Source organism: Herbaspirillum sp. Her2 (genome assembly GCF_057961375.1).
The window spans coordinates 5,266,971-5,290,343 of the sequence record NZ_CM176331.1; the positions used below are offsets into that span (position 1 = coordinate 5,266,971).

General features: G+C 63.4%; 20 protein-coding genes and 1 tRNA gene. 6 read left to right on the top strand and 15 right to left on the bottom strand.

Annotated elements, in window-relative coordinates; translation table 11 throughout:
- Nucleotides 1-80 precede the first annotated feature (80 nt).
- Both ACWHXP_RS23885 and ACWHXP_RS23890 read left to right on the top strand, forming a co-directional pair.
- On the top strand, nt 81-776 hold the full coding sequence (locus ACWHXP_RS23885) for a hypothetical protein (protein WP_489634892.1): 696 nt from the start codon (nt 81-83) through the stop codon (nt 774-776).
- A gap of 7 nt (nt 777-783) precedes the next feature.
- Nucleotides 784-1,554, top strand: a complete 771-nt coding sequence (locus ACWHXP_RS23890; protein ID WP_489634891.1) for an OmpA/MotB family protein — start codon at nt 784-786, stop codon at nt 1,552-1,554.
- A gap of 85 nt (nt 1,555-1,639) precedes the next feature.
- On the opposite strand, the gene ACWHXP_RS23895 is transcribed toward ACWHXP_RS23890, so the two are convergent.
- The 3 genes from ACWHXP_RS23895 to ACWHXP_RS23905 form a co-directional block, all read right to left on the bottom strand.
- A complete protein-coding gene (locus ACWHXP_RS23895; RefSeq protein WP_489634890.1) occupies nt 1,640-2,008 on the bottom strand; it encodes a DUF1493 family protein in 369 nt (122 codons plus the stop codon).
- Nucleotides 2,008-2,439: an STM2901 family protein gene (locus ACWHXP_RS23900; protein WP_252696497.1), complete on the bottom strand. Its 432-nt coding sequence runs from the start codon at nt 2,437-2,439 to the stop codon at nt 2,008-2,010. The genes ACWHXP_RS23895 and ACWHXP_RS23900 overlap by 1 nt, the downstream gene beginning before the upstream one ends.
- Before the next feature lie 321 nt (nt 2,440-2,760).
- Nucleotides 2,761-2,836: transfer RNA gene (locus ACWHXP_RS23905), tRNA-Phe, on the bottom strand.
- A gap of 85 nt (nt 2,837-2,921) precedes the next feature.
- Between ACWHXP_RS23905 and ACWHXP_RS23910 the strand changes: the two genes are divergently transcribed.
- Nucleotides 2,922-4,154 (top strand): UbiH/UbiF family hydroxylase, encoded by a 1,233-nt coding sequence (locus tag ACWHXP_RS23910; RefSeq protein ID WP_489634889.1) that lies wholly within the window; start codon nt 2,922-2,924, stop codon nt 4,152-4,154.
- Nucleotides 4,155-4,335: 181 nt separating this feature from the next.
- Nucleotides 4,336-5,103 carry a DsbC family protein gene (locus tag ACWHXP_RS23915; RefSeq protein WP_489634888.1) on the top strand — a complete coding sequence of 256 codons (768 nt, stop codon included), beginning with the start codon at nt 4,336-4,338 and terminating at the stop codon, nt 5,101-5,103.
- Between the two features lie 74 nt (nt 5,104-5,177).
- Here the strand turns inward: ACWHXP_RS23915 and pth are convergent, their stop codons facing one another.
- The gene (gene pth, locus ACWHXP_RS23920; RefSeq protein WP_489623903.1) at nt 5,178-5,756 is read right to left on the bottom strand and encodes an aminoacyl-tRNA hydrolase; all 579 of its coding nucleotides are present in this window, start codon (nt 5,754-5,756) and stop codon (nt 5,178-5,180) included.
- 242 nt (nt 5,757-5,998) lie between these two features.
- Here pth and ACWHXP_RS23925 point away from each other — a divergent pair, with 242 nt between their 5' ends.
- Nucleotides 5,999-8,350, top strand: coding sequence for a Tex family protein (locus ACWHXP_RS23925; protein WP_489634887.1), 2,352 nt, complete (start codon nt 5,999-6,001; stop codon nt 8,348-8,350).
- Nucleotides 8,351-8,511: 161 nt separating this feature from the next.
- Here ACWHXP_RS23925 and ACWHXP_RS23930 read toward each other — a convergent pair whose 3' ends face one another.
- From ACWHXP_RS23930 to pilM, 8 genes are all read right to left on the bottom strand, one after another.
- On the bottom strand, nt 8,512-9,267 hold the full coding sequence (locus ACWHXP_RS23930) for a DUF5610 domain-containing protein (RefSeq protein ID WP_489634886.1): 756 nt from the start codon (nt 9,265-9,267) through the stop codon (nt 8,512-8,514).
- A gap of 451 nt (nt 9,268-9,718) precedes the next feature.
- On the bottom strand, nt 9,719-10,870 hold the full coding sequence (locus tag ACWHXP_RS23935) for a deoxyguanosinetriphosphate triphosphohydrolase (RefSeq protein ID WP_489634885.1): 1,152 nt from the start codon (nt 10,868-10,870) through the stop codon (nt 9,719-9,721).
- 1 nt (nt 10,871) lies between these two features.
- Entirely contained in the window at nt 10,872-12,671 is a 1,800-nt protein-coding gene (gene aroKB / locus ACWHXP_RS23940) for a bifunctional shikimate kinase/3-dehydroquinate synthase AroKB (RefSeq protein WP_489623900.1), read from the bottom strand.
- Between the two features lie 199 nt (nt 12,672-12,870).
- On the bottom strand, nt 12,871-14,907 hold the full coding sequence (locus ACWHXP_RS23945; RefSeq protein WP_489634884.1) for a type IV pilus secretin PilQ: 2,037 nt from the start codon (nt 14,905-14,907) through the stop codon (nt 12,871-12,873).
- The gene (locus ACWHXP_RS23950; RefSeq protein ID WP_489634883.1) at nt 14,904-15,551 is read right to left on the bottom strand and encodes a hypothetical protein; all 648 of its coding nucleotides are present in this window, start codon (nt 15,549-15,551) and stop codon (nt 14,904-14,906) included. The genes ACWHXP_RS23945 and ACWHXP_RS23950 overlap by 4 nt, the downstream gene beginning before the upstream one ends.
- On the bottom strand, nt 15,548-16,135 hold the full coding sequence (locus ACWHXP_RS23955) for a type 4a pilus biogenesis protein PilO (RefSeq protein WP_204727006.1): 588 nt from the start codon (nt 16,133-16,135) through the stop codon (nt 15,548-15,550). Before ACWHXP_RS23955 ends, ACWHXP_RS23950 begins: the two co-directional genes overlap by 4 nt.
- Entirely contained in the window at nt 16,132-16,722 is a 591-nt protein-coding gene (locus ACWHXP_RS23960) for a pilus assembly protein (protein ID WP_489634882.1), read from the bottom strand. Before ACWHXP_RS23960 ends, ACWHXP_RS23955 begins: the two co-directional genes overlap by 4 nt.
- Nucleotides 16,723-16,730: 8 nt before the next feature.
- Nucleotides 16,731-17,630 (bottom strand): type IV pilus biogenesis protein PilM, encoded by a 900-nt coding sequence (pilM, locus tag ACWHXP_RS23965; RefSeq protein WP_489634881.1) that lies wholly within the window; start codon nt 17,628-17,630, stop codon nt 16,731-16,733.
- 352 nt (nt 17,631-17,982) lie between these two features.
- Between pilM and ACWHXP_RS23970 the strand changes: the two genes are divergently transcribed.
- Nucleotides 17,983-20,298: a penicillin-binding protein 1A gene (locus ACWHXP_RS23970; RefSeq protein WP_209584658.1), complete on the top strand. Its 2,316-nt coding sequence runs from the start codon at nt 17,983-17,985 to the stop codon at nt 20,296-20,298.
- A 143-nt stretch (nt 20,299-20,441) separates the two neighbouring features.
- On the opposite strand, the gene ACWHXP_RS23975 is transcribed toward ACWHXP_RS23970, so the two are convergent.
- The 3 genes from ACWHXP_RS23975 to ACWHXP_RS23985 form a co-directional block, all read right to left on the bottom strand.
- Nucleotides 20,442-21,629 carry a serine hydrolase domain-containing protein gene (locus ACWHXP_RS23975; RefSeq protein WP_134223514.1) on the bottom strand — a complete coding sequence of 396 codons (1,188 nt, stop codon included), beginning with the start codon at nt 21,627-21,629 and terminating at the stop codon, nt 20,442-20,444.
- A gap of 38 nt (nt 21,630-21,667) precedes the next feature.
- Entirely contained in the window at nt 21,668-22,435 is a 768-nt protein-coding gene (gene queC / locus ACWHXP_RS23980) for a 7-cyano-7-deazaguanine synthase QueC (protein ID WP_489634880.1), read from the bottom strand.
- Nucleotides 22,436-22,555: 120 nt separating this feature from the next.
- Nucleotides 22,556-23,326: a DUF3108 domain-containing protein gene (locus ACWHXP_RS23985; RefSeq protein WP_209532619.1), complete on the bottom strand. Its 771-nt coding sequence runs from the start codon at nt 23,324-23,326 to the stop codon at nt 22,556-22,558.
- Nucleotides 23,327-23,373 lie beyond the last annotated feature (47 nt).

Here is a 23,373-nt window from a genome sequence, read left to right on the forward strand (position 1 = left end):
CTGTCGTGACAAGACGCTGACAATGTAAAGAAGAGGGGGAGCAAGGATGGGAAGGTTCGTCATGCAGACAGGGGCTGTTCATGGATAAATCGCTGTGGAGTTTCCTGCTGCCGCAATGGGATGGCACGGCCTATGGCGGCCTGCAGTGGGTGTTTGCGCTGGTGTTGCTGTTGCTGGTGATCGCACTGCCGCTGCTGCTTTCACGCAGCGCCCGGCCTGCGCAGTGGCAGGCACGGCGGCAAGCGCTGACCGGTGAGCATGGGCCTCTGCCTGCGACGACCACACCGGACGAACTGAGCCAGGCCGTGGCCACTGCGCCGGAACGTTGGGCTGCCGCAATGCCTGGCTTGATCCTGATGCTGGGTTTGCTGGGGACCTTCATCGGCCTGGGCCTGGCCTTGACGGCGACGGCCGGCGTGCTTGGACCACAGGCTGCACCGGGTGCGCTGGGAGCGGTGATCGATGCGCTGGGCAGCAAGTTCAAGATTGCCGCGTGGAGCATGCTGGCGTTTCTGATTCTGAAGTCCTGGATGATCTTGCGCGGGCATGAGCAGGCGCGGCTGGCGTGGAGCATCGGCATTCTCAAGGACGTGGCCACTGCGGCTGCGCAAGCGCAGGCGGTGCAACACGCAGAAGAACAGCAGCGTCTGGTGGACGCCATCAAGCAGAGCGGACAAGCCCTGCTGGCGGCACAACAGGCCGAGGCACAGCGCGCGCATCTGCGCCATGGCGAATGGCTGGAAGCGCTGCAGCGCCAGTCCGGACGTTCATCCTGAGGCCGTGATGAGTCAATCCGATCACGAATGGGTCGCGGCCACCGGGCTGATGGCGGCGCTGGCGGGGGTATTGATCGTCCTGCTGGCGGTGAGCCGGGCGGGTGGTCCCGAGATTGCGCAGCTGCGTGCGGAGGCACCGCAGGTGGCAGCCGCTTCCACGCCGCCACCGCCACCGGCTGCCCCCTTGCCTGCTGCAGCACCCACCCCACCGGCGCCTGCAGCGGCTGAGGCTGCGCCACCGCCAGCCGCGCCGGCGACGGCCCGGCGCGAATCCGACGGGCCGGGATTGACGGTCGTGTTGCGCCAGGTGCAGACGGTGTTTGCGCAGCAGGGCGCTTCCAACCTGGTGGCGGTCGATACCGAGGCGGGGAAGATTACGCTGAAAGAGGGGGCATTCCGTCGCGGCAGTGCTTGCGTGGAGCCGGAAGCGCGGGCCGCGTTTGCGCAGGTCGAGGAGCGGATTGCGGAGTATTTGCAGCAGTATCCGGCGGGCCGCATCTATGTGGAAGGCCATACGGATGACAAGCCGGTGAAGGCCCCGGTGACTGATGTGCGCGCATATTGCACGGTCTACGATGACAACTTCACGCTGTCTGCGGCGCGTGCCCGCGAAGCGCGCTTGCTGCTGATCGGACGCAGTGCGCCGGAAGCGGCGCGCCGCGTGATCGTGGCGGGGTATGGGGATTCGCAACCGCTGCCGGGGCTGGCAGCCAGTGATGAACGCAACCGGCGGGTGGAGGTGCGGTTCGTCAATGGGGGGGGAGAGGAATTGAACTGAGGTCGTGATGTTGCGCACGTTGCGATCAGCTCGGTTTTGTTTTTCTGTTTTTGTGTTATCAGCTGGCGTGATGGGTTGTGTCGATTCAAGTCTGTGAAAGTGATGACAGTGAATCCAGGCGGGCGCAATCCCATCGGCCATCAAGGGCGGCCTGGTAGAGCATACCCAGGGTGATTGGTGGCCTGTCGTAGGAAGCCCGCTTTTTCTTCGAGATCAGCAGCAGGAAAATCTCAAGTGGGCTGAAGCCTTCTGGGACAAAATAGTGATCAAAATTGTAGTCCCCGAAGTCGATGGAGAATTCTTCAAAGAAGTGCTCCATGAAATCAACCGCTTCTTCACCATCGACATCCAAGTCATTGTAGAGCTGAGTATCGCGAGTGATCAGCTTTTTGGGACTCGTGCTGTTTTCCTTGCGGACCCAAGCTTCCAATCTTTCCCAAGTAATGTCCCGCATTAAAAGACCCTGTCTTCCGGTTTGACCCTGCGATTATAGTTCGCGATAGAACGGCTGGTGATCGACGCTACGTTATAGGCTAATACCGCCCACCCGACCATGGGTACCGCACGACCAATAAATTTTCCGATATTGGCTGTCATCAAAATTTTGAGCGTCTTGATACTTCTGTTAGTAACAGTTGGAAGAATCTTTCTCTTCAAATCGTAGTTGAGATATCTACGCCCCATGATTGAGGCTAACGAGGTGCCTTTGGTTGCGCCCCGAGGCTTGGCTCTGGTCGGAATCCAATTTTGACCGACAAGAACTGCGGCAGCAGCACTGACGTCATCGACGCCAAACTCTTTGCACGTCTCATCGATGAAGACGTAGAAGAGCAGCTCGTTAGGGGAAAGTTTGGTGTGCAGGCCAAAGCTGTAGGTGTTGTCCATGATTTAGTCTTCGCGTGTTGAGGGGGGGATTACTCATCAAACCGCGATCAGACTGGGCGCTAACTGCTGAGTTCTAAGACCTGCACCAAGAGGCAAGCAAGTGTCGCAGAACTCGATCTTGTGAGTTGTGCTGGTTCTTTGGGGCGATGCCAAGAGTAACTCAGTTGCCGGACGCTATGCCGATAACCAATCAGTTTGCTGCAAGCGGCATGGGTAGGGATGTGGGTTGCAAGAGGATCAGAGGCGCAAACCCGAATGGGCCAAAGAATGTTGGCGCAGAAATGAAAAACGCCAACCCGAAGGTTGGCGTTTTCTATAACTTGGTGGCCCGGGGCGGAATCGAACCACCGACACAAGGATTTTCAATCCTCTGCTCTACCAACTGAGCTACCAGGCCAAGACGGACAAGTATAGACACTTTAAAAAATTATGCAAGTCCTTTTTGAAAAATAGTTTTCGCCACCCCGTTTATAATCGCCAGCATGACTACCCAAGCACACACCCATACTTCTTCGCCGGCTGCGTCTGGCACTGACATTTGCATCGTCGGCGACGGCGCGGTCGGCAAGACGGCGGCGCTGGGGCTGGCCCAGGCGGGCTTCAAGGTGACCCTGCTGGCTCCCCCGCCCGCGACCACCGCGCCCGATCCCGCCAGCTGGGACGTGCGCGTTTACGCCCTCAACCACACCGCGCATCGCCTGCTGTCGTCGGTGCGCGTCTGGGACGCCATGGATGCCGCCCGCATCGCGCCGGTGGACAACATGACCGTGCATGGCGATGGCCTGCCCGAGAAAGCCCGCCCCGGCCTGCTTTCCTTCGATGCCTACGCCGCCCGCACCGATGCCCTGGCCTGGATCGTCGAGGACCGCAACCTCGACCAGGCGCTCGACGCGGCCCTGCGCTTCGCCTCCAACGTGCGCGTGCTGCACGGCCGCGCCACCGAGCTGGCAGTGGCCGGTGAGACCGCCACCCTGACGCTGGAATCCGGCCAGTCGCTGTCAGCCGCGCTGGTGGTCGGTGCCGACGGCGCCAATTCCTGGGTGCGCGGCCAGTGCGATATCGGCCTCGATTACCGCGCCTACGGCCAGAACGCCATCGTCACCAATTTCTCCTGCGAGCTGCCCCATCGCGGCGTGGCCTACCAGTGGTTCAGCCCGATCGAAGGCGTGATCGCCCTGCTGCCGCTGCCGGGCAACCGCGTCTCGCTGGTCTGGTCCGCACCCCAGGCGCTGGCCGATCAATTGCTGCAGCTGCCCTTGTCGGCCCTGGCCGAGCGCCTGGCCCAATGGGCCGCGCCAGTGCTGGGCGCGCTCACACCGCTGCAGCCCGAAGTGGCCAAGGCCTTCCCGCTGCGCCTGATCAAACCGCACGCGATGATCGCCCCGCGCGTGGCCCTGATCGGCGACGCCGCCCACGTCGTGCACCCCATGGCCGGCCACGGCATGAACCTGGGCTTCGGCGATGTGGCCGCGTTGATCGACATCCTGCTCAAGCGTGAACCGCAGTACGACTGCGGCGACGAGCGCGTGCTGCGCCGCTATGCCCGCGCCCGCAAGGAAGAAGTGCTGCTGATGCAGATCGCCACAGACGGCCTGCATCGCCTCTTCTCCACCGAGGCCGAGCCGGTGCGCCTGGTGCGCAACCTCGGCATGAGCCTGGTCAACCATCTGCCCATCCTGAAACGCCGCCTCATTGCCCATGCGCTGGGGCAGTAAGGGACGGTGATTTCAGGTAAGGTAGGGCCTCTGGCGAAGCGCGGCGGTACGATGCCTGTCTTCGCCAGCGCAACACCTTCCCCCTACATTGTTGAAAGACATGTGCGAACCCAGTCCCGGCGCGGCTTTGCGGCCGACGTTCCGAAGATTGGGCGCGCGTTTGATTTGAATCAGGACGAGTATGAAAAAATTTTTGACCGCAGGTGCGAGCTCCTTGCGCCATCTGAGCATGGCGGCAGTGCTGCTGGCTTCCACCGTCGTGGGCGTGAGCGCGCATGCGCAAGCCGAGGCCGCCGACAGCACCGAGGCCACCATCAAGAAGCTCATCGAGCCGCGCCTGGGCAAGGATGCCAAGGTCGATGCCGTCACCAAGACGCCCTATGCCGGTCTCTATGAAATCCAGATCGATGGCGACGTCATCTACACCGATGCCAAGGCCCAGTATCTCTTCATCGGCCGCGTGGTCGATTCGCAGACCTATCGCGACTACACCAAGGAAAAGATCGATTCGCTGAACCAGACGCCGTTCTCGGCCCTGCCGCTGGACAAGGCCATCAAGACCGTCAAGGGCAACGGCAAGCGCGTGATCGCCATCTTCGAGGATCCCAACTGCATCTACTGCAAGCGCCTGCACAAGACTCTGCAGGAAGTGGACAACATCACCTACTACACCTTCCAGTACAACATCCTCTCGCCGGATTCCATCGTGAAGTCGCGCAACATCTGGTGCGCACCCAATCCGAGCAAGGCCTGGAACGAGTGGATGGTGAGCGGCAAGGAAGTACCGGCCGCTGCCGCCTCCTGCAACGCCCCGCATGAAGAGGTGCTGGCCCTGGGCAAGAAGCTCAAGGTCACCGGCACGCCGACCATCTTCTTTGCCGATGGCTCGCGCATTCCTGGCGCGGTCGATGCCAAGGGACTGGAACAGAAACTGTCTTCGCTGAAGTAAGCAGATAAAGAAAAAGGGCGCTCGCATGTCGAGCGCCCTTCGTTCATCTGCCTTGTTTTTTCCCCGGCAGGGGATTACTTCCCGGTATGCAATTCCATCATGGCCTGTTCGAACTTGCCCTGCACCAGCAGGGAGATGACGTTCAGGCTCTTGTCCAGCGCCTCGTTGATCAGCGCCTGTTCTTCCTTGCGCGGCCGGTGCAGCACGAAGTCGGCCACCGGCTGTTGCAGCCCCAGCGTGCGCGGATGGCCGATGCCCAGGCGCAGGCGCCAGTAGTCTTGCGTGCCCAGCGCAGCGGTGATGTCCTTCAAGCCGTTGTGTCCGCCCGAGGAACCGCCTTTCTTGATCTTGGCCGCGCCCGGCGGCAGGTCCAGTTCGTCATGCACCACCAGCACTTCATCCGGATTGATCTTGTAGAAGCGCGCCAGTGCACCGACCGACTGGCCGGACCGGTTCATGTAGGTCTGCGGTTCCAGCAGCCAGACCTCATTGCCGGCGATGCTGGTCTTGCCCGCCAGCGCGTTGAAACGCTGCTCGCGCGCTAGGCGCACCGGACCGGCGAGATTGTCGACCAGCCAGAAGCCGGCGTTGTGGCGGGTTTGTTCGTATTCCGGGCCGGGGTTGCCGAGACCGACGATGAGACGGATGGACATGGTGCTAAAGGACGAGAACGCGCAATGCGAAAGCGCCGATTATCCCGGCTTTGCGGCTGCGCGTCCAATCCGCGCGTTGCCGGGCAGGGGCCGGTGAGGCCCGTGCCAAGGCACTTTGGCGTGCAATCGCACAATGTCAAGATTGGCTTGGCTGCCTGAATTGCGTATCATCCAACGCTTGTTTTTCTTCACTGCATAAACGCTTAACCGCTTAATTGCTCAACTGTTGACTGGGTTTCACCATGCTGCCTTCTATCGAACAACGACTCGCGCTCGAACTCGCCGCCAAGCCGGTTCAGGTCGCTGCCGCCATCGCCTTGCTGGACGAAGGTGCCACCGTTCCCTTCATCGCCCGCTACCGCAAGGAAGTCACCGGCGGCCTGGACGATGTCCAACTGCGTCTGCTGGAAGAGCGCCTGCGTTACCTGCGCGAGCTGGAAAGCCGCCGCGCCGCGATCATCGCCTCCATCGAAGAGCAGGGCAAGATGACGCCCGTGCTGCTGGATGCCATCACCCACGCGGAAGACAAGACCCGCCTGGAAGACCTCTACCTGCCCTACAAGCCCAAGCGCCGCACCAAGGCCCAGATCGCCGCCGAAGCCGGCCTGACCGAGCTGGCCGATGCGCTCCTGAATGACCCGGCCCTGAATCCGGAAGAAGAAGCGGCCAAGTTCATCAAGCCCGCCTTCACCACCGACAACGGCGACAACCCCGGCGTGCCCGATACCAAGGCCGCCCTGGATGGCGCGCGCCAGATCCTCATGGAGCGTTTCTCGGAAGATGCCGAGCTGCTGCAGAGCCTGCGCGAATACCTCACCGAGCACGGCGTGGTCGAATCCAAGGTGATCGAGGGCAAGCAGGATGCCGGTGAAAAATTCGCCGACTATTTCGATTACTCCGAAACCTATTCCACCATTCCCTCGCACCGCGCCCTGGCACTGTTCCGTGGCCGCCGCGAAGAGATGTTGAACGTCATCCTGCGCCTGGATACCGAAGAAGAGAAGCCGAAGTGGGATGCCCCGCACAATCCCTGCGAAGGTCGCATTGCTTCACGTTTCGGTGTGTCCAACAAGGGCCGTCCGGCCGACAAATGGCTCTCCGACACGGTGCGCTGGGCCTGGCGCGTGAAAGTCTTCATGCACCTCGAAACCGAGCTGATGACCAACCTGCGCGAGAAGGCCGAGGCTGAAGCCATCAACGTCTTCGCCCGCAACCTGAAGGACCTGCTGCTGGCGGCACCGGCCGGCCCGCGTGCCACCATGGGCCTGGATCCGGGCCTGCGTACCGGCGTGAAGGTCGCCATCGTGGACGCCACCGGCAAGGTCGTCGCCACCGATACCATCTATCCTCACCAGCCGCGCAATGACTGGAACGGTTCGCTGCATACCCTCTCGCAACTGGCCGATAAGCACAATGTCTCGCTGATCTCGATTGGCAACGGCACCGCCTCGCGTGAGACTGACAAGCTGGCCCAGGACCTCATCAAACTGCGTCCCGAACTCAAGCTCACCAAGATCGTGGTCTCCGAAGCGGGCGCATCGGTGTATTCGGCCTCCGAATTCGCTTCCAAGGAATTGCCGGATCTGGACGTGTCGCTGCGCGGCGCGGTCTCGATTGCGCGCCGCCTGCAGGACCCGCTGGCCGAGCTGGTCAAGATCGATCCCAAGTCCATCGGCGTGGGCCAGTACCAGCACGATGTGAGCCAGTCGCAACTGGCGCGCTCGCTGGATGCCGTGGTCGAGGACTGCGTCAACGCGGTGGGGGTCGATGTGAACACCGCTTCCGCACCGCTGCTGGCGCGCGTCTCCGGGCTCAACGCCAGCGTGGCGCAGAGCATCGTGTCCTACCGGGATATGAAGGGTATGTTCAATTCCCGCGCAGCGCTGCGTGAGGTGCCGCGCCTGGGCGACAAGACCTTCGAGCAAGCCGCCGGCTTCCTGCGCGTGATGAATGGTGAGAACCCGCTGGATGCCTCGGCGGTGCACCCGGAATCCTATCCTTTGGTGGAAAAGATCCTGGCCGACATCAAGAAGGATGTGAAGAGCGTGCTGGGCCAGACCTCGCTGTTGAAGGGCCTGTCGCCGGCCAAGTATGCCGATGAGAAGTTCGGTGTGCCCACCGTCACCGACATCCTGAAGGAACTCGACAAGCCAGGCCGTGACCCGCGTCCCGAGTTCACCACGGCGACCTTCAAGGAAGGCGTGGAAGAGATCAAGGACCTGCGCGTGGACATGATCCTCGAAGGCGTGGTCACCAACGTCGCGGCCTTCGGTGCCTTCGTCGACATCGGCGTGCACCAGGATGGCCTGGTCCACATTTCGGCGCTGTCCAACAGCTATGTGAAGGATCCGCACACCGTGGTCAAGGCCGGCCAGGTGGTCAAGGTCAAGGTGCTGGAAGTGGACGAGAAGCGCAAGCGCATCGCCCTGACCATGCGCCTGAACGACACCGCGCCGGCCCCGGGTGCGCGCAATGAACAGCGCGGTGACCGTACCGATTCGCGCCGTTTGTCGCAACACCAGAACCAGCGCGGCCGTGAGCAGGCACCGGCCAACAATGCGATGGCCGCGGCCTTTGCGAAGTTGCGTGGATGATGTGTGTTTGTGATGGTTTGTGATGTCGAGGGCGGTCTTTCTCACGCCTTTCGATGTCATGAAAAATAAGTAAAAAGAGGCTGTCTCCCAAGAGAGACAGCCTCTTTTTTATTAGTTTTTGCGAATTGGCTTTTGCAGCTCAGCGCGACTGCAAGGTGCGATTACGCACTGGTGCTGATCCGCGTCTGGCTCACCGACACTGAAATACTGACAGTCGTCTCGCTGGCCACCAGGGTACCGCCCTGGCCATCCGCATTGCCTTCGCTGCCCGATCCGTCCTCACCCTCCTGCTTGCCGCCCTTGACCTTGTTGATGAAGTCGCCCAGCGCCTTCTGCACCAGGTCATAGGTCTTGTCGATGTTGCTGGCGATATCGCCTTGCAGCACGTTCAGGCTCTCCAGGATGCCGCGTGCTTCCTTGAAGCCCTGGTCGACACCCTTGAAGATCAGGTTCATGTAGTCGTCAATGTTGCTGGCGTCTTCCTTGTCCGGATTGTTCTGCTTGTAGAGCTCGAACATGTTGGTGATGAAGGAGACGATGCGGCCGGCCGTTGCCTCCGGCGAATTGTCCTGGGTCGATGCGGTCTGGATGGCGTTGTCGCCCAGCTGCGGACGCAGGATATCGTTGATGTTCTCGATGGCGGTCTTGTAGACCAGCGACAGCGGATCGTTCTGCGTCTGCAGCGATACCTCCAGCGAGGATTGCACGATGGAGAGATTGAACTGGGCCTTGGCGCCGCTCACGGTGAGCAGGTTGGCTTGCTTGGCCTGGGCGATCTTGTCGCCGCTGCTGCTGTCGCCGGCGGTGGCGGGCAGCTTGTCGTTGTCTGACGCTGCGGCAGAGGTCGACGAAGTGGAAGAAGGGGTGACGGGCAGCAGGGACTTGTTGTCCACGCCGCTGGTGTTGCCGATAGCCATGACGGTCTCCTGAAAATGAAAGGGGATCCGGGCATCAGAGGGGGAGACGGATCCACGGAAGCGAAACTGCGCACCATGCGCATCCACTCCATTCCTGCATAACGGCCTGTTCAAAGCGGACTTGATATTGACAGAAATTTACACCTGTCAGTTTCTGGGGGACTTCGTTGACAGGCCTGCATTGCACCCGCGCAATCTTTGGGAAAGCCTTGCTGGAAGCGGGTTTGCGGCGATACCGTGCGTGCCGTCGGGCTGACCGCAAGGGATGCAGGCGATCAAGAAAAAATGTAACGAAATGTGCGCGAGAGACCGGCAGCGGGATTTCAATTGCAGTGAGGTAATGAAATTGCGCTGGCAGCACGACAATGAGGGCGCACGGATGCGCTGAATGAAAACGCCGCGTATCGATACGCGGCGTTCAACGCGGGCGTTGCACCCGCTCCATCAATCCTCACTCCATCACGAACAAGCGCCGATGCTCGCGAATGGCATAGCGATCGGTCATGCCGGCGATGTAGTCGGCGACTTTGCGCGCCTGCTTGTCGAGACGCTGGGTTTCGTCCGTGATGCCCTTGACCTGATAGTCCGGCGGCAGCAGGCTGGGCTGCGTGGTGAAGGCCTCGAACATCTCGGCGATGATGCGGCGTGCCTTGGCCGTCATGCGATTGACCTGATAGTGGCGGTAGAGCTTCTCGCGCAGGAATTTTTTCAGGATGGCCGCTTCGGCTGCCATCGCATCGGAGAAGGCGATGAGCTGCGGCGCATTGCGCACATCCTCGATGTCGCGCGGGGCGATCTCGGCGATGCGGCTGCGCGAGGTCTGGTTCAGGTCGACGATGAGCGCATTGATCATGCGGCGCACGGTCTCATGGATGACGCGGCGTCCGGTGATGCCGGGATAGGTCTGTTCGACTTCGCGCAGATGGCGTGCGAAGAAATCGACTTCGCTCATCAGCTCCATGGTCAACAGGCCGGAGCGCAGGCCATCGTCGATGTCGTGATTGTTGTAGGCGATCTCATCGGCCAGGTTGGCCAGCTGCGCTTCCAGCGAGGGCTGCTTCTTTTCCAGGAAGCGCACGCCGATCTCGCCCAGCTGGCGCGCATTGTGCAGGGAGCAGTGCTTGAGGATGCCTTCGCGCGTCTCGAAGGTGAGATTGAGGCCATCGAAGGCAGCGTAGTGCTGCTCCAGCTCATCGACCACGCGCAGGCTCTGCAGGTTGTGTTCGAAGCCGCCGTGATGCTTCATGCAGTGGTTGAGCTCGTCCTGCCCGGCATGGCCGAAGGGCGTGTGGCCGAGGTCGTGGGCCAGCGAGATGGCTTCCACCAAGTCTTCGTTCAGTTGCAGGTTGCGCGCGCAGGAGCGGGCGATCTGGGCGACTTCGATGCTGTGGGTCAGGCGGGTGCGGAACAGGTCGCCTTCATGATTGACGAAGACCTGCGTCTTGTATTCGAGACGGCGGAAGGCGGTGGAGTGGACGATGCGGTCACGGTCGCGCTGGAATTCGCTGCGCGAGCCCGGTGGCGTTTCACTGAAGCGCCGGCCTCGCGAACTTGCCGAGTGGGCGGCATAGGGGGCGAGATGGTCGGGCGCTTCAGTGTGCATGTCATTCTCCGGTGCAGGCCGCCAGGGTTTGCAAGAGCAGTTCCTGCGGCGCGTTGGTAATCAGGGGACTGCCCAGCGGCTTGATCAGGATGAACTTGATCGCGCCGCCTTCGTTCTTCTTGTCCACTTCCATCAGGTCCAGCCAGCGTTCGGTGCCCAGGTTCGGGGCCACCGTCGGCAGGCCGGCCGCGGCGGTCACGGCGCGGATCCGTTCGCGCGTGGCGGCATCGATGTAGCCCAGGCGCTGCGACAGATCGGCCGCCATCACCATGCCGCAACCGACCGCCTCGCCATGCAGCCACTGGCCGTAGCCCAGGCCATTCTCGATCGCATGGCCGAAGGTGTGGCCGAAGTTGAGGATGGCGCGCAGGCCGCCTTCGCGTTCGTCCTGGCGCACCACCTCGGCCTTGATCTCGCAGGAGCGCTGGATGGCATAGGCCAGGGCGGCGTCATCCTTGGAGACCAGGCGCGCCATATTGGTTTCGATCCAGTCGAAGAAGGGAGCATCGATGATGGCACCGTGCTTGATGACTTCGGCAATGCCGGCCGCCAGTTCGCGCGGGGGCAGGGTGTGCAGGGTGGCGGTATCGGCGATGACGGCCTGCGGCTGGTAGAAGGCGCCGATCATGTTCTTGCCCAGCGGATGGTTGATGCCGGTCTTGCCGCCCACCGAGGAATCCACCTGCGACAGCAAGGTCGTGGGCACTTGCACGAAGGGCACGCCGCGCATGTAGGAGGCGGCCGCAAAGCCGGTCAGGTCGCCGATCACGCCGCCGCCCAGGGCGATGAGGGTGGTCTTGCGGTCGCACTTGTCGGCCAGCAGACGATCGAAGATCTTCATCAGGCTGGCCCAGTTCTTCTCTTCCTCGCCATCGGGCAGCACGATCTCGGTGACCTGCTTGCCTGCCGCGCGCAGCGCTTGCGCCACCTTGTCGAGGTAGAGCGGACCGACCTTGTCATTGGTGACGATGGCCACGCGCTTGCCCTTGACGTATTGCGGCAAAAGCGTGGCGTCATCCAGCAGGCCGCGGCCGATGTGGATGGGATAGCTGCGTTCGCCCAGGTCGACGTTGAGGGTCAGCGAAGCGATCGTGGTAGCGGCGGGAGCGGTGTTCTGGTTCATGCTGCGAAGATTCGGTTCGGTGCTGGCGGCACCATGGAAGATCTGGGTGGAATGACTGCGGGACAGCGTGGTGCTGCCGTCCGCGCCTTGCGTCAGGACCGCGCTGTGACTCTCGAATACGACGGTTTCGTCAGGTTCCGGTTCGGCCAGCCAGGAACCATGCTTGGGCGAGAGTTCCAGATGGCTGATGATGGTCTGCACCAGGAATTGCACATTGGGCCGGTTGGTCTCGACGACGAAATCGGCCACTTCGCGATACAGCGGATCGCGCTGGCGCGACAGCTCTTCGAGCTTGCGGCGCGGATCGGCGGTCTGCAGCAGCGGGCGGTTCTTGTCGCGGCCGGTACGTTGCAGGATCTGGTTGATGCTGGCGCGCAGGTAGACGACGGTGCCGCCCTTCTTGAGGTTCTCGCGATTCTCGGCACGCAGGACGGCACCGCCGCCGGTGGCCAGCACGATGTCGGGCTGGGCTGCGAGCTCGCGGATGATCTCGGCTTCGCGGCGACGGAAGTTCTCCTCGCCCTCGATCTCGAAGATCACCGGGATGGTGGCACCGGTCCGCGCTTCGATCTCGTGGTCCGAATCGACGAAGCGCTTGTTCAGCTTTTTGGCCAGGGCCCGGCCTATGGTGGTCTTGCCGGCTCCCATCAGGCCGACAAGGAAAATGCTTCCCGTCATATCTAAGAATTCTGCGCTTTGCGCTACTGGCCAATGTCATGGCGCCGCACGTCTGCCGGCACGGTCGCCTGCCGCCCGGTGGACGGCTGTGTTGCCCGCCGCTGGCGGGCTTGCGCCCGGCGCAGCGGGCCTGGAACAGCGATTTTACCGTTCTTTGGCCCGCCACCGGGGAAAAATCCCGTGGCCGGGGCCTTCCGGCTCAATACGGGCGCGGCCCGGCGACGATGCGCGGGGTCAGGAAGATCAGCAGCTCGGTCTTGTCCCGCACCTTGCTCTGGCTGCGAAACAGCGCCCCCAGCACCGGGAGGTCGCCCAGCAGCGGTACCCGCGTCTCGTGGTCGTTGTCGGTCTGGGTGTAGATGCCGCCGATGACCACCGTGCCGCCATCCTCGACCTGGACCTTGGTCTTGATGTGCTTGGTGTTGATGGCCAGCCCGCCCGGCGTGACGCTGCCCCGGCTGTCCTTGTTGACGTCCACGTCGAGGATCACGTTGCCGTCCGGGGTGATCTGGGGCGTGACCTCCAGCTTGAGGTTGGCCTTCTTGAAGGCGGTGGCGGTGCTGCCATTGCCGGCAGATTGCTGGTAGGGAATTTCTTCGCCCTGCTCGATTAGCGCAGCCTGCTGGTCGGCCGTGATCAGGCGCGGGCTGGAGACGATCTTGCCGCGCCCGTCGGCTTCCAGTGCCGAGAGTTCGACGTTGAGGAAGCGCCGGGCAGCGGCATTGAAGAGGGTGAAGGCGAAGCTGCCCGGGGCTGCGCCGCTGAGGCCGTCGGCGCGCAGGTTCAGGGCCGGTTCGCGCAGGGTGAGATCGGGTGTGGCCGGCGTCTGGCCACTCTGTTCAGCGATGGCCGCATAGCCGTTGCCGACGGCGGCACCGCGTGTGGTGGCGGCCAATCCCAGCTTGATGCCGAGATTGCGCGAAAAGCCGTCGTCGGCCTCGACGATGCGGGCTTCGATGAGCACCTGGCGCGAGGCCACATCGATGCGCTCGATCAGCTTGCGTACATTGGCCAGTACGGCCAGCGTGTCGGTGACCAGCAACTGGTTGGTGTGGCTGTCGATCATGGCGCTGCCACGGCGCGACAGCAGGGCATTGCGGCGATTGGCCTGGGTGCTGCCGTCTTCGCCGATGCCCAGCGCCTTGCGCAGGGTGTCGGCGCGCTGATAATTGAGCTGGAAGCTCTCGGCGTGCAAGGGTTCGAGGTCGGCGATCATGGCCTTCTGCTCCAGCTCCAGTCGCTCGCGCGCCAGCATCTCGTCGCGCGGCGCGATCCACAGCACTTCGCCATGACGGCGCATTTCCAGCCCCCGGGCCTGCAGGATCAGGTCCAGCACCTGTTCCCAGGGCAGGTCCTTCAGGCGCAGGCTCAGCTGGCCCGTGACCGTATCGCTGGCCACGATGTTGACGCCGCTGTGCTCGGCCAGCACTTGCAGGGCGGTACGCACCTCGATGTTCTGGAAGTTCAGCGACAGCCGGGGGCCGCCGTAGGTCTTGCCTTCCTGCAAGCCGGCCGCCGCAATCCCGGTCAGAGCCGATTTGACCGGCAGGACATCGATCATCAGCCGGCGTTTGCTCTGATAGGCCTGGTAGCGCCACTGGCCCTGCATCTCCAGGACCAGGCGTGCGCCGTCCTGATGGCCGTAAGCACGGTATTGCAGGACCGGCGTGCCCATCTGTCCGGTCTCGACCAGCCGCCGCAGGGCCAGCGGGACGGTCGCACCGGTGATGTCGGCGATCAGGCGTCCGCCCAGCTGGCGTACCTGCACGGTATGTGCGTGGCTGCCCATGTCCACTGCCAGGTGCGCCTCGCCCTGTGGGCCGCGGCGCAAGTCGATCGCTTGCAGCGCAACGGGATCGGAGGGCGGCTGCAGCGTCAGGTCCACCAGCAGGCGCTCTTCTTCGGTGCGCAGTTGATAGATGGCGGCGTGCTTGAGCAGCACCTGCAGGCGCAGGCGGTCATCATCTTCGGCGAGCTGGATGCGCTTGACCAGGCCGCTGCCGCTCAGGGTCCGCGCAAGTGTTGCCGCAGCCGTGCTCCGGGGCAGGTCGAGGACCAACTGCGGCGGCTCGATCAACAGGAAGTTCTGGACCAGTGCAGGGTCCACGGGTGCCTGCAACTGCAGTTCCAGGGTCGTACCGTCCGCACGGGGATGGAGATGGATGGCCAGCAGGCGGTTTTCCGCCAAGGCAGCGTGGCTCGCCAGCAGGGCCAGCAGGAACAGGATCATTTTCATGGCGACATTCCGGGACGGATCAGGCGGCGACGTGTGTTGCGCTGGGAAGTTCGCGCCGGGACCTTGCGCGCAGGAGCGATGGCCATCGGGCTGGCAGCGGGGAGGGTGGTCATGGCAATGGTCTGTCGAGCGGCGTCGTCCTGGCCGATGTCGAGGGCGTCTTCGCGTACCGCCAGGACACGGCCGAGGCCGCCAGGCAGCGTATCCCCGGTTTGCAACTGCCTGGTGCTGCCCTCCAGTTCAGCGATGGCGATCCACTCCTGGTCACGGCGCAGCGTACCCAGCAGGCGCAGGACGGGCGTCGGAAGCGGGGCAATCGGGGCGGCGGCCGGGACTGGACTGTTTTCTTCATCCTCCTCATCTTGCGCGCGAACCCGTGAGGCGGCCGGTCGCGTCGGACTGGCGGGCGCAAGCGCGCCGAGCTGGAAGGGATCGGGCAACTCGCTGTCCTCGCCGGGGAGGCTGTCTTCCGTCGCCGCGTCGGAGAGGGCGGCAGCAGGAAGGGGCAGGGTGGAAGAGGGCCGGACCTGCGTGATCCACATCCGCGTGGCGTGGACTTCATCGGGATGGTCGAGCGCCATCATTGCGCCCATCACCAGCCCCGCCAGCAAGACCGGCAGCGCTGCCAGCCAGAGCGGGCTCATGGCGCGCTCTCCTTCGTCCCGGTGCCGGACAGGCTCGCCGTCACCAGTGCGCTCACGGAGGCATTCATCTGCAACTCGCTTTGCCCGTCCTGTTCGACGACATTGACATCGAGCCGCTCGACCATCACAGGCAAGGGCAGGCTGCTGACCAGTTCCACAAAGCGCAGCAGGCCGGCATGGCTGCCGCGCAGCACGATGGCCGCGGCCAGCTTGCCGCTCAATGGCTTGAAGGAGGACAGCGTCAGCCCGCATTCACTGGCGCGGCGGGCCAGCTTGGCTTGCAGCAGCTCCGGCTGCAGCTGATCGGTCGGCCACAACTGGCTCTGCTGCGCGGTCAGTTGTACCGCCAGCGCCCGTTCACGTGATTGCAGGGCAGGCAGTTGCGCCTGCTGGGTCAATGCCGCCTGGTATTGCACGCGCAGATCCTGCTGTCGCTGGCGCGCGGACCGCCGTGCCTCATCCAGTTCGCTCACGGCCAGCAGCAGGCCACTGCCTGCACACGCCAGCAGGGCCAGCAAACACAAGGCCAGCCGGGGCAGCAACGGCCAGTGCGCGGGATGGGTCTGCCAGCGCGACTGGTTCACGGTGCGGCCACCTTGGCTGCGGTTGCGGTTGCGGGGGCGGGCGCGGGGGACGTGCCCGTCTGCAAGGCCGGCAGGGGGATGGCCAGGATGAAGGCATAGGCACCGTCTTCGACGTGCAGGTCATGCAGGGTGGCCCCCTCCAGGCCGGCAGCACCCAGCGCGGCGGTAAAGTCGCGGACTTCCTGCGCGCTGGCCGCCTGGCCGCGCAATTCGCCGCGATCGCCTTGCAGCAACAGGCGGTGCAGGCGGATCTTGCCCGCGCTTGCCTGCGCCGCTCGGGCGGCAGCCCGCAGCAATTGCGCCGACTGCTGGCGGCGTTTGCCGAGATGCTGGTGTGCCGTGATCTGCTTTTCCAGCGCGGCGATCTGGCTGCGCAACTCGGCCGTTTGCCTGGCCTGGGGGGCCAGGGTATGCAACTCGCCGGTCAACAGCACATTGGCTTTTTGCAGTGAGGCCGTGTGCAAGGAAACGCGCCAGCCGGGGAAGGCCGCCAGCGCGATGCCCAGCAGCAGGAAGAAGACCAGCACTCGATAGAAATTCCGTTCCCGCGTGCGCCGCCGCTGTGCCGGTGACTGAGAGAAATCCATGTCGCATCTCATGCCAGTCCCTCCCAGGCCAGGGCCAGTGCCAGCTGGTAGTCCGGCGGCATCAGCGCCGCGATCTGCGGCGTCAGCACCAGCGAGGAGGGAGGCGCGGCCACCCGCGCCTCCAGCCCCGCGTACTTGACGAAGGCGCGGGCAATCGTGCCGAGAGCCGGATGGTCGCCACTCAGGAGCAGGCGACGCGGCAGGGGTTTCAGCAAGGGCGCGGCGTGCGCCAGCAGGGCCAGGTGCCCGCCGCGGGCGCTGACCTCCGGCAAGGCGTGGCTGGGACCCTCGCCGTGCAGCAGCCAGCGGGCGCTGCGATCCAGGCGCAGCACGGCGGTCTCGCCGGGAAGCCGGTCGTCGCGCAGCCAGGCGGCCAGGCACAGGTCTTCCGGTGCCAGGGTGACCAGCGGCCGGCCCACCGCTGCAGCCAGCGACAGGCGGTCTTCGATGATGAGCCGGGAGGCGGCCACCGCCAGTACCTGCTGGTCCGAGGGCGAGCCCGGCGGCGGACCCAGTTCACGGTAGTCCATGGCGTGATCGTCAGCGGCGATGCCGTGGGCCGCGAGTTCGGATTGCACTTGCCGCCAGCGTTGTACCGGGTGACTGTCAGCCGGCAGCACGAGTCGGCGTCCGGTGAGGCCTTGCACCGGGACCGCCAGCGCCAGGGCGGCACCCTGGCAGCCGGCCTCATCCAGCAGGGAGCGGCAGATCAGGGTCAAGGCCTCGAAGTCGGTGATCTGTCCGTCCCGGCAGATCACTCCGCCGGTGAGCCGCTGCGTCAGCTTCAATAACTGCGCGCGGCGGCCGCTACGGCGCAGCAGCGCCAGCCGCACACGGTCGGTCGCGATGTCGAGGCCTGCGCACAGGCGCGGGGTGCCGAGGCCGAAAAAGTGGGGTAAGCCTGTCATATGCCGTTCTCATGCGGAGGGAAACCCCGGATTCTCCGGTCTGCGCGGCCAGGCGGGAATCGCTGAAACTTGAGGAATGCCCGTCAATTTGCAGCAATTTGCGCCCAATGCCGCACTTCCCCGCTCTCACTCCGGAACCGGCCTCCTGCCCTTTGGTCTATTTGCAACACCCGGCCGCGCGGCGGCTCAGGGCGAGCCGCTATAATGCGGGCTTGTTTCTTCCACTCCGGCTCTGGCCTGCAGCTTCGGCCTGCTTTAACGCTTAATTCGAATGTCTTCATCTTCCAACGGCGGCGATCAACCCAAACCGGCATCGGCGGATGCCCCCGCAGAAAAAGCGCCCCGCAAGCGCATGCACTGGTCGCTGCGCATCCTTCTGGGTTTGTTCGGTACCGTGCTGGGCCTGGTGGTGATGGTGCTGCTGGGCGTGACCTTCATCGTCGCCCTGACCTATCCCAAGCTGCCCGACCTCGATACGCTGACCGACTATCGCCCCAAGATCCCGCTGCGCATCTTCTCCGCCGATGGCGTGCTGATCGGCGAATTCGGCGAGGAGCGCCGCAACCTGGTCCACTTCAAGGACATCCCGGACATCATGAAGAAGGCCGTGCTGGCCATCGAGGATGACCGTTTCTACGAACACGGCGGTGTCGACTACCAGGGTATCGCCCGCGCCACCTTCTCCAACCTGTCCGGCGGCGGCGGCGGTGCTTCCACCATCACGCAGCAGGTGGCGCGCAACTTCTTCCTGACCAGCAACGAGCCGACCTTCCTGCAGAAGGCCACGCGCAAGTTTTTCTATGAGATTCCGCTGGCCTGGAAGATCGAGAACAACCTCACCAAGGACCAGATCCTCGAGGTCTACATGAACCAGATCTATCTGGGCCAGCGCGCCTATGGCTTCGCCTCGGCCGCCCAGATCTATTTCGGCAAGCAACTGAAGGACCTCACCATCGCCGAAGCAGCCATGCTGGCCGGCCTGCCCAAGGCCCCCTCGGCCTACAACCCGGTGGTCAATCCGAAGCGCGCGCATGCGCGCCAGCAGTACATTCTCTTGCGCATGCGCCAGCTGGGCTACATCACCGATGCCCAGTATCAGGAAGCCAAGGATGAGGAGCTGCGCGTCAAGGGCGACAGCTCGGCCTTCGGCATGCACGCCGAATACGTGGCCGAAATGGCGCGCCAGCTGGTCTATGCGCAATACAAGGACGAGACCTACACGCGCGGCCTGAACGTCTTCACCACCATCACCAAGGCCGACCAGGACGCCGCCTACATCGCCCTGCGCCGCGGCATCATCGACTATGAGCGCCGCCATGGCTATCGCGGTCCGGAAGGCTACATGGAGCTGCCGGAGAAGGCCACCAAGGAAGTGGTGGAAGATGCGGTTGAAGTGGAACTGGCCGACCATCCCGACAGTGACGACATGGTCGCCGCCGTGGTGCTGGAGGCCAAGCCCAAGGAAATCACCGCCATGCTCTCGACCGGCGAAGAGATCAGCATCTCCGGTGCCGGCCTGGGCTTCGGTGCCAACCTGCTGTCGGACAAGGCACCGCCGCAGAAAAAGATCCGCCGTGGCGCCATCATCCGCGTGTTCCAGGATGGCAACAGCTGGATCATCACCCAGATGCCGGAAGTGGAATCGGCCTTCGTCTCGGTGAACTCGCGCGATGGTGCGATCCGCTCGCTGGTCGGCGGCTTCGACTTCAACCGCAACAAGTTCAACCACGTCACGCAGGCGTGGCGCCAGCCGGGTTCGTCGTTCAAGCCCTTCATCTATTCGTCGTCGCTGGAAAAGGGCCTGTCGCCGGCCACCATCATCAATGATGCGCCGCTGACCTTCACCCAGACCGGCGGCCAGGTGTGGCAGCCGAAGAACTACGGTGGCAAGTTCGAAGGCCCGATCTCGATGCGCCGCGCCTTGCAGAAGTCGATCAACCTGGTGTCCATCCGCATCCTGGAGCGCGTGGGCGTGAAGTATGCGCAGGAATACATCACCCGCTTCGGTTTCGATGCCGACAAGAACCCGCCCTACCTGACCCTGGCGCTGGGCGCGGGCAACGTCACGCCGCTGCAGATGGTGGGCGCGTATTCGGTGTTTGCCAACGGCGGCTACAAGATCAATCCCTACCTGATCACCAAGGTCACCGACAGCAACGGCGAAGTCCTCTCGCAGGCCAAGCCGGCTACTGCCGAGGATGAATCCAATCGCGTCATCGATGCACGCAATGCCTTCATCATGGACAGCATGCTGCGCGACGTGGTGCGCCATGGCACCGCCGTCAAGGCCTTGTCGCTCAAACGCACCGACCTGGCCGGCAAGACCGGTACCACCAACGATTCCATGGATGCCTGGTTCGCCGGCTATCAACCGGGCCTGACCGCGATTGCGTGGATTGGCTATGACCAGCCCAAGAGCCTGGGCGACCGCGAAACCGGTGGCGGCCTGGCCCTGCCGGTGTGGATCAGCTACATGTCCAAGGCGCTCAAGGATGTGCCCAACGTGGACCGCAAGGTGCCGGATGGCGTGATCGAATCGGGCGGCGAGTACTACTATGCCGAGTTCCCGCCCAGCGCAATGGTGCGTGACCTGGGCATGGGCGATCGCGGTGGGCTGACGCCGGAAGAAGAAAAAGCCAAGACGCAGATGAAGAACGAGCTGTTCTGATTTCTGATTTTCGATGAACGGATCAAAAAATATAAACGATTTATATCATTTAAATTTTTTCCGTTGATCGCTGCTTCAAACGAAAACCGCCTGTTGCAAGACAGGCGGTTTTTTTCATGGCCATCGGTATGCGGCAGGCCAGCTTACTCCTTGCCCGACACCACATGACTGATGCTGCGCATGGCCAGCATGGTCAGCACTTCATCCTGCTCCGTGCCGTAGTCGCTGAGTTTGACGATGACCGTGCGCGTGGCCGGGTTGACGTAGATGTACTGGCCGAACACGCCGATGGCCGAGAAGTCGCGGTCATTGGCATTGCCCGGCGGGATCCACCAGCCATCGCGATAATCCAGCGCATTGCCGTTGTTGACCGGCTGACGCGGCTCGGCGGCCCAGGCCGGGCTGACGATCTGCTGCTCGCCGATGCGGCCGCCATGCAGATAAAGCAAACCGAGGCGGGCGAAGTCGCGCGCCGTGGTATTGAGGCAGCAGAAGGCCTTCTCCACGCCATGCTGGCGGCTGTCCACGCTCCAGCTGGCGTCCTGCTCCATGCCCAGCGGCTCCCACAGCGCCTGCTGGGCGAAGTCGGACAGGCGCATGCCGGTGGCGCGCGCCAGCACCCGCGACAGGATCAGCGTATCGACGCTGCGATATTCGAAGCGAGAACCCGGTGCAAAGCGCAAACCACTGCGGCGGGCGATGAAACGCTGCAGGTCGGTGCTGACGAACATGCGCACCACCGGCGAGGCGAGCGACCCGCCGTAGTTTTCATCGACATCGATGCCGGAGCGCATGTCCAGCAACTGGCCGATGGTGATGTTGGCGTAAGCCGGGGAAATCTCATCGGGTTTCAGATAGCGGCCAATGGGATCATTGAGCGATCGGATCTTGCCCTGTTTCAGCGCCACACCGGTCAGCGCCGAGACGAAGGACTTGGCCACCGAGAAGGAAGTGAAGCGCGAATTGGCATCGTAGCCATCGATGTAGCGCTCATAGACCACGCTGCCATCCTGGATCACCACAAAGGCGTGCGCCGCCGTCCCCTTGATGAAATCGATCAGCGGCAGGCGCTTGCCGTCTTTCCAGGGCACATCAATGTTGAGCGGGCGCAGCGCGGTGGGCAGCGGCTGTGGATGCGAGGATCGTGCAATCGGGTTGTCCTCGAATACCTTGAAGCTCTGACTGCGCGGGGTCAGGTCGAATTGCAGGTCGACCAGCGCGGGCAGGCTGGGCAGGTCGGCGATGCGGCGGCCGATCTCGGCGCTGGCCAGCAGCACCAGCAAGGCGGCGGCGCTGCGGGCGAGCAGAAGGGTGGTGCGGGCTTGGGGCATGAGGCTCGCTCTTGGAATGGTGAGCCTATTGTGCCCGATTACCCGGCGCTTTTGCGTGCCGCGTACTGTTGATAGCCACGGGCGCGCAGTTCGCAGGCCGGGCACTTGCCGCAGCCATGGCCCCAGTCATGCAGCTGGCCGCGTTCGCCCAGGTAGCAGGTGTGGGTATCGGCGCGGATCAGGTCCACCAGCGCGCTACCGCCCAGCGATTCGGCCAGGGACCAGGTCTCGGCCTTGTCGATCCACATCAGCGGGGTTTCCACCTTCAGTTGCGTGGCCATGCCCAGGTTGAGCGCCACTTGCAGCGCCTTCATGGTGTCGTCGCGACAATCGGGATAACCGGAAAAATCGGTCTCGCACATGCCGCCGACCAGCACGTTCAAGCCACGGCGATAAGCCAGCGTGGCGGCCACGGTCATGAACAGCAGGTTGCGGCCGGGCACGAAGGTATTGGGCAGGCCGTTGTCCTGCATGGCGATGGCGACATCGCGTGTCAAGGCCGTGTCGGAAATCTTGCCGATCAGCGACAGGTCGATCATGTGATCCTCGCCCAGGCGTGCTTGCCATGCAGGCGAGAAGGCTTTCATCTTTTCCAGCAGGGCCGGACGCACTTCCAGTTCGATGGCATGGCGCTGGCCGTAGTCGAAGCCGATGGTCTCCACCCGTTGATAGCGGGACAGCGCCCAGGCCAGGCAAGTGGTGGAATCCTGTCCGCCGGAGAAGAGCACCAGGGCGCTCTGGGTGCTGAGGGTCGGGGCGATGGCGGGAGTGGCGGGATTGGCGGGATTGGCGGGATTGGCGGACATGGTCGGGCTCAACAAGTAATCGGAATCGGGGGAATCAGGCGCGTGATGGGGGCGAAAAACGCACGCGGGGCCAGGCGGCATCGCTGCCGGCCTGGCCCCGCGCCTGCAATAGCGGCAAGCTTAGTTGGTTTTCTTGACCGAATCCAGCACCTGCTCGATATAGTCGCCATTGGGATCGGTGAACTTCAGGCGCACCGGATACCACTCCATCTTCGGTGCCAGCCAGATGTCGAGTTTCTGGGCCTGGTCGTCCGGGGGCGGATTGCGGAACAGGTGCAGCGCTTCGGTCTCGCCCTGGGCGGTCTTGATCTTTTCGCGGCCCACCACCTTGAAGGTCCACTGCTCGGCATCACGCGGACCGGCCACGAAGAAATTCCACTCCGAACCCGGCTTCATCTTGGCGGCATTGGCACGGGCAATCGCCACGAACTGCCAGGTGATGCCGGTGCGGTCCTGCTCGCCCCCCTGCAGCGGAAAGCTCTCGGCCGATTCGGTGAAGGTGATCTTGTTCTGTTCGCGATTGAAGGTGGTGGTGGTCGGTTCGCGGCGCAGGCGCTTTTCGACGAAACGCGACGGGGCCAGGCCGTAGGCGTCGATGCTGCCCTCACTGCTGGTTTCCAGGATCTTGCCCAGCAGCATGGCGCGGGTTTCGGTGTTGACGCTGTAGGCGGTCTTGCTCTGCGTCCACTTGACCAGGCCTTCCCCCTTCAGATCGAGGCCGCTCTGCTTGGCGGTGATGGCGTAATGCAGCTCGGCCGAAGGCGGCAGGTTGAAGGGGCGCTTGTCCACCGGATGCGGACCGTCGGCGGCCAGAGCGGGCGCACTGGCGATCAGGGCGGCCAGCGGCAGCGCAGCGAGGGTGGTTTTGAGGCGATATGAAAGAAATGTCATGGCGAGCTCTTCGTGTTGGTCTCTGTGGGGCTCGGCGATGAGGCAAT

Bases quoted from the DNA above. Each gene is read 5' to 3' on its own strand.
- ACWHXP_RS23885 (WP_489634892.1), top strand. From the start codon at position 81: ATGGATAAATCGCTGTGGAGTTTCCTGCTGCCGCAATGGGATGGCACG.
- ACWHXP_RS23890 (WP_489634891.1), top strand. From the start codon at position 784: ATGAGTCAATCCGATCACGAATGGGTCGCGGCCACCGGGCTGATGGCG.
- ACWHXP_RS23895 (WP_489634890.1), bottom strand. From the start codon at position 2,008: ATGCGGGACATTACTTGGGAAAGATTGGAAGCTTGGGTCCGCAAGGAA.
- ACWHXP_RS23900 (WP_252696497.1), bottom strand. From the start codon at position 2,439: ATGGACAACACCTACAGCTTTGGCCTGCACACCAAACTTTCCCCTAAC.
- ACWHXP_RS23910 (WP_489634889.1), top strand. From the start codon at position 2,922: ATGACTACCCAAGCACACACCCATACTTCTTCGCCGGCTGCGTCTGGC.
- ACWHXP_RS23915 (WP_489634888.1), top strand. From the start codon at position 4,336: ATGAAAAAATTTTTGACCGCAGGTGCGAGCTCCTTGCGCCATCTGAGC.
- pth (WP_489623903.1), bottom strand. From the start codon at position 5,756: ATGTCCATCCGTCTCATCGTCGGTCTCGGCAACCCCGGCCCGGAATAC.
- ACWHXP_RS23925 (WP_489634887.1), top strand. From the start codon at position 5,999: ATGCTGCCTTCTATCGAACAACGACTCGCGCTCGAACTCGCCGCCAAG.
- ACWHXP_RS23930 (WP_489634886.1), bottom strand. From the start codon at position 9,267: ATGGCTATCGGCAACACCAGCGGCGTGGACAACAAGTCCCTGCTGCCC.
- ACWHXP_RS23935 (WP_489634885.1), bottom strand. From the start codon at position 10,870: ATGCACACTGAAGCGCCCGACCATCTCGCCCCCTATGCCGCCCACTCG.
- aroKB (WP_489623900.1), bottom strand. From the start codon at position 12,671: ATGACGGGAAGCATTTTCCTTGTCGGCCTGATGGGAGCCGGCAAGACC.
- ACWHXP_RS23945 (WP_489634884.1), bottom strand. From the start codon at position 14,907: ATGAAAATGATCCTGTTCCTGCTGGCCCTGCTGGCGAGCCACGCTGCC.
- ACWHXP_RS23950 (WP_489634883.1), bottom strand. From the start codon at position 15,551: ATGAGCCCGCTCTGGCTGGCAGCGCTGCCGGTCTTGCTGGCGGGGCTG.
- ACWHXP_RS23960 (WP_489634882.1), bottom strand. From the start codon at position 16,722: ATGGATTTCTCTCAGTCACCGGCACAGCGGCGGCGCACGCGGGAACGG.
- pilM (WP_489634881.1), bottom strand. From the start codon at position 17,630: ATGACAGGCTTACCCCACTTTTTCGGCCTCGGCACCCCGCGCCTGTGC.
- ACWHXP_RS23970 (WP_209584658.1), top strand. From the start codon at position 17,983: ATGCACTGGTCGCTGCGCATCCTTCTGGGTTTGTTCGGTACCGTGCTG.
- ACWHXP_RS23975 (WP_134223514.1), bottom strand. From the start codon at position 21,629: ATGCCCCAAGCCCGCACCACCCTTCTGCTCGCCCGCAGCGCCGCCGCC.
- queC (WP_489634880.1), bottom strand. From the start codon at position 22,435: ATGTCCGCCAATCCCGCCAATCCCGCCAATCCCGCCACTCCCGCCATC.
- ACWHXP_RS23985 (WP_209532619.1), bottom strand. From the start codon at position 23,326: ATGACATTTCTTTCATATCGCCTCAAAACCACCCTCGCTGCGCTGCCG.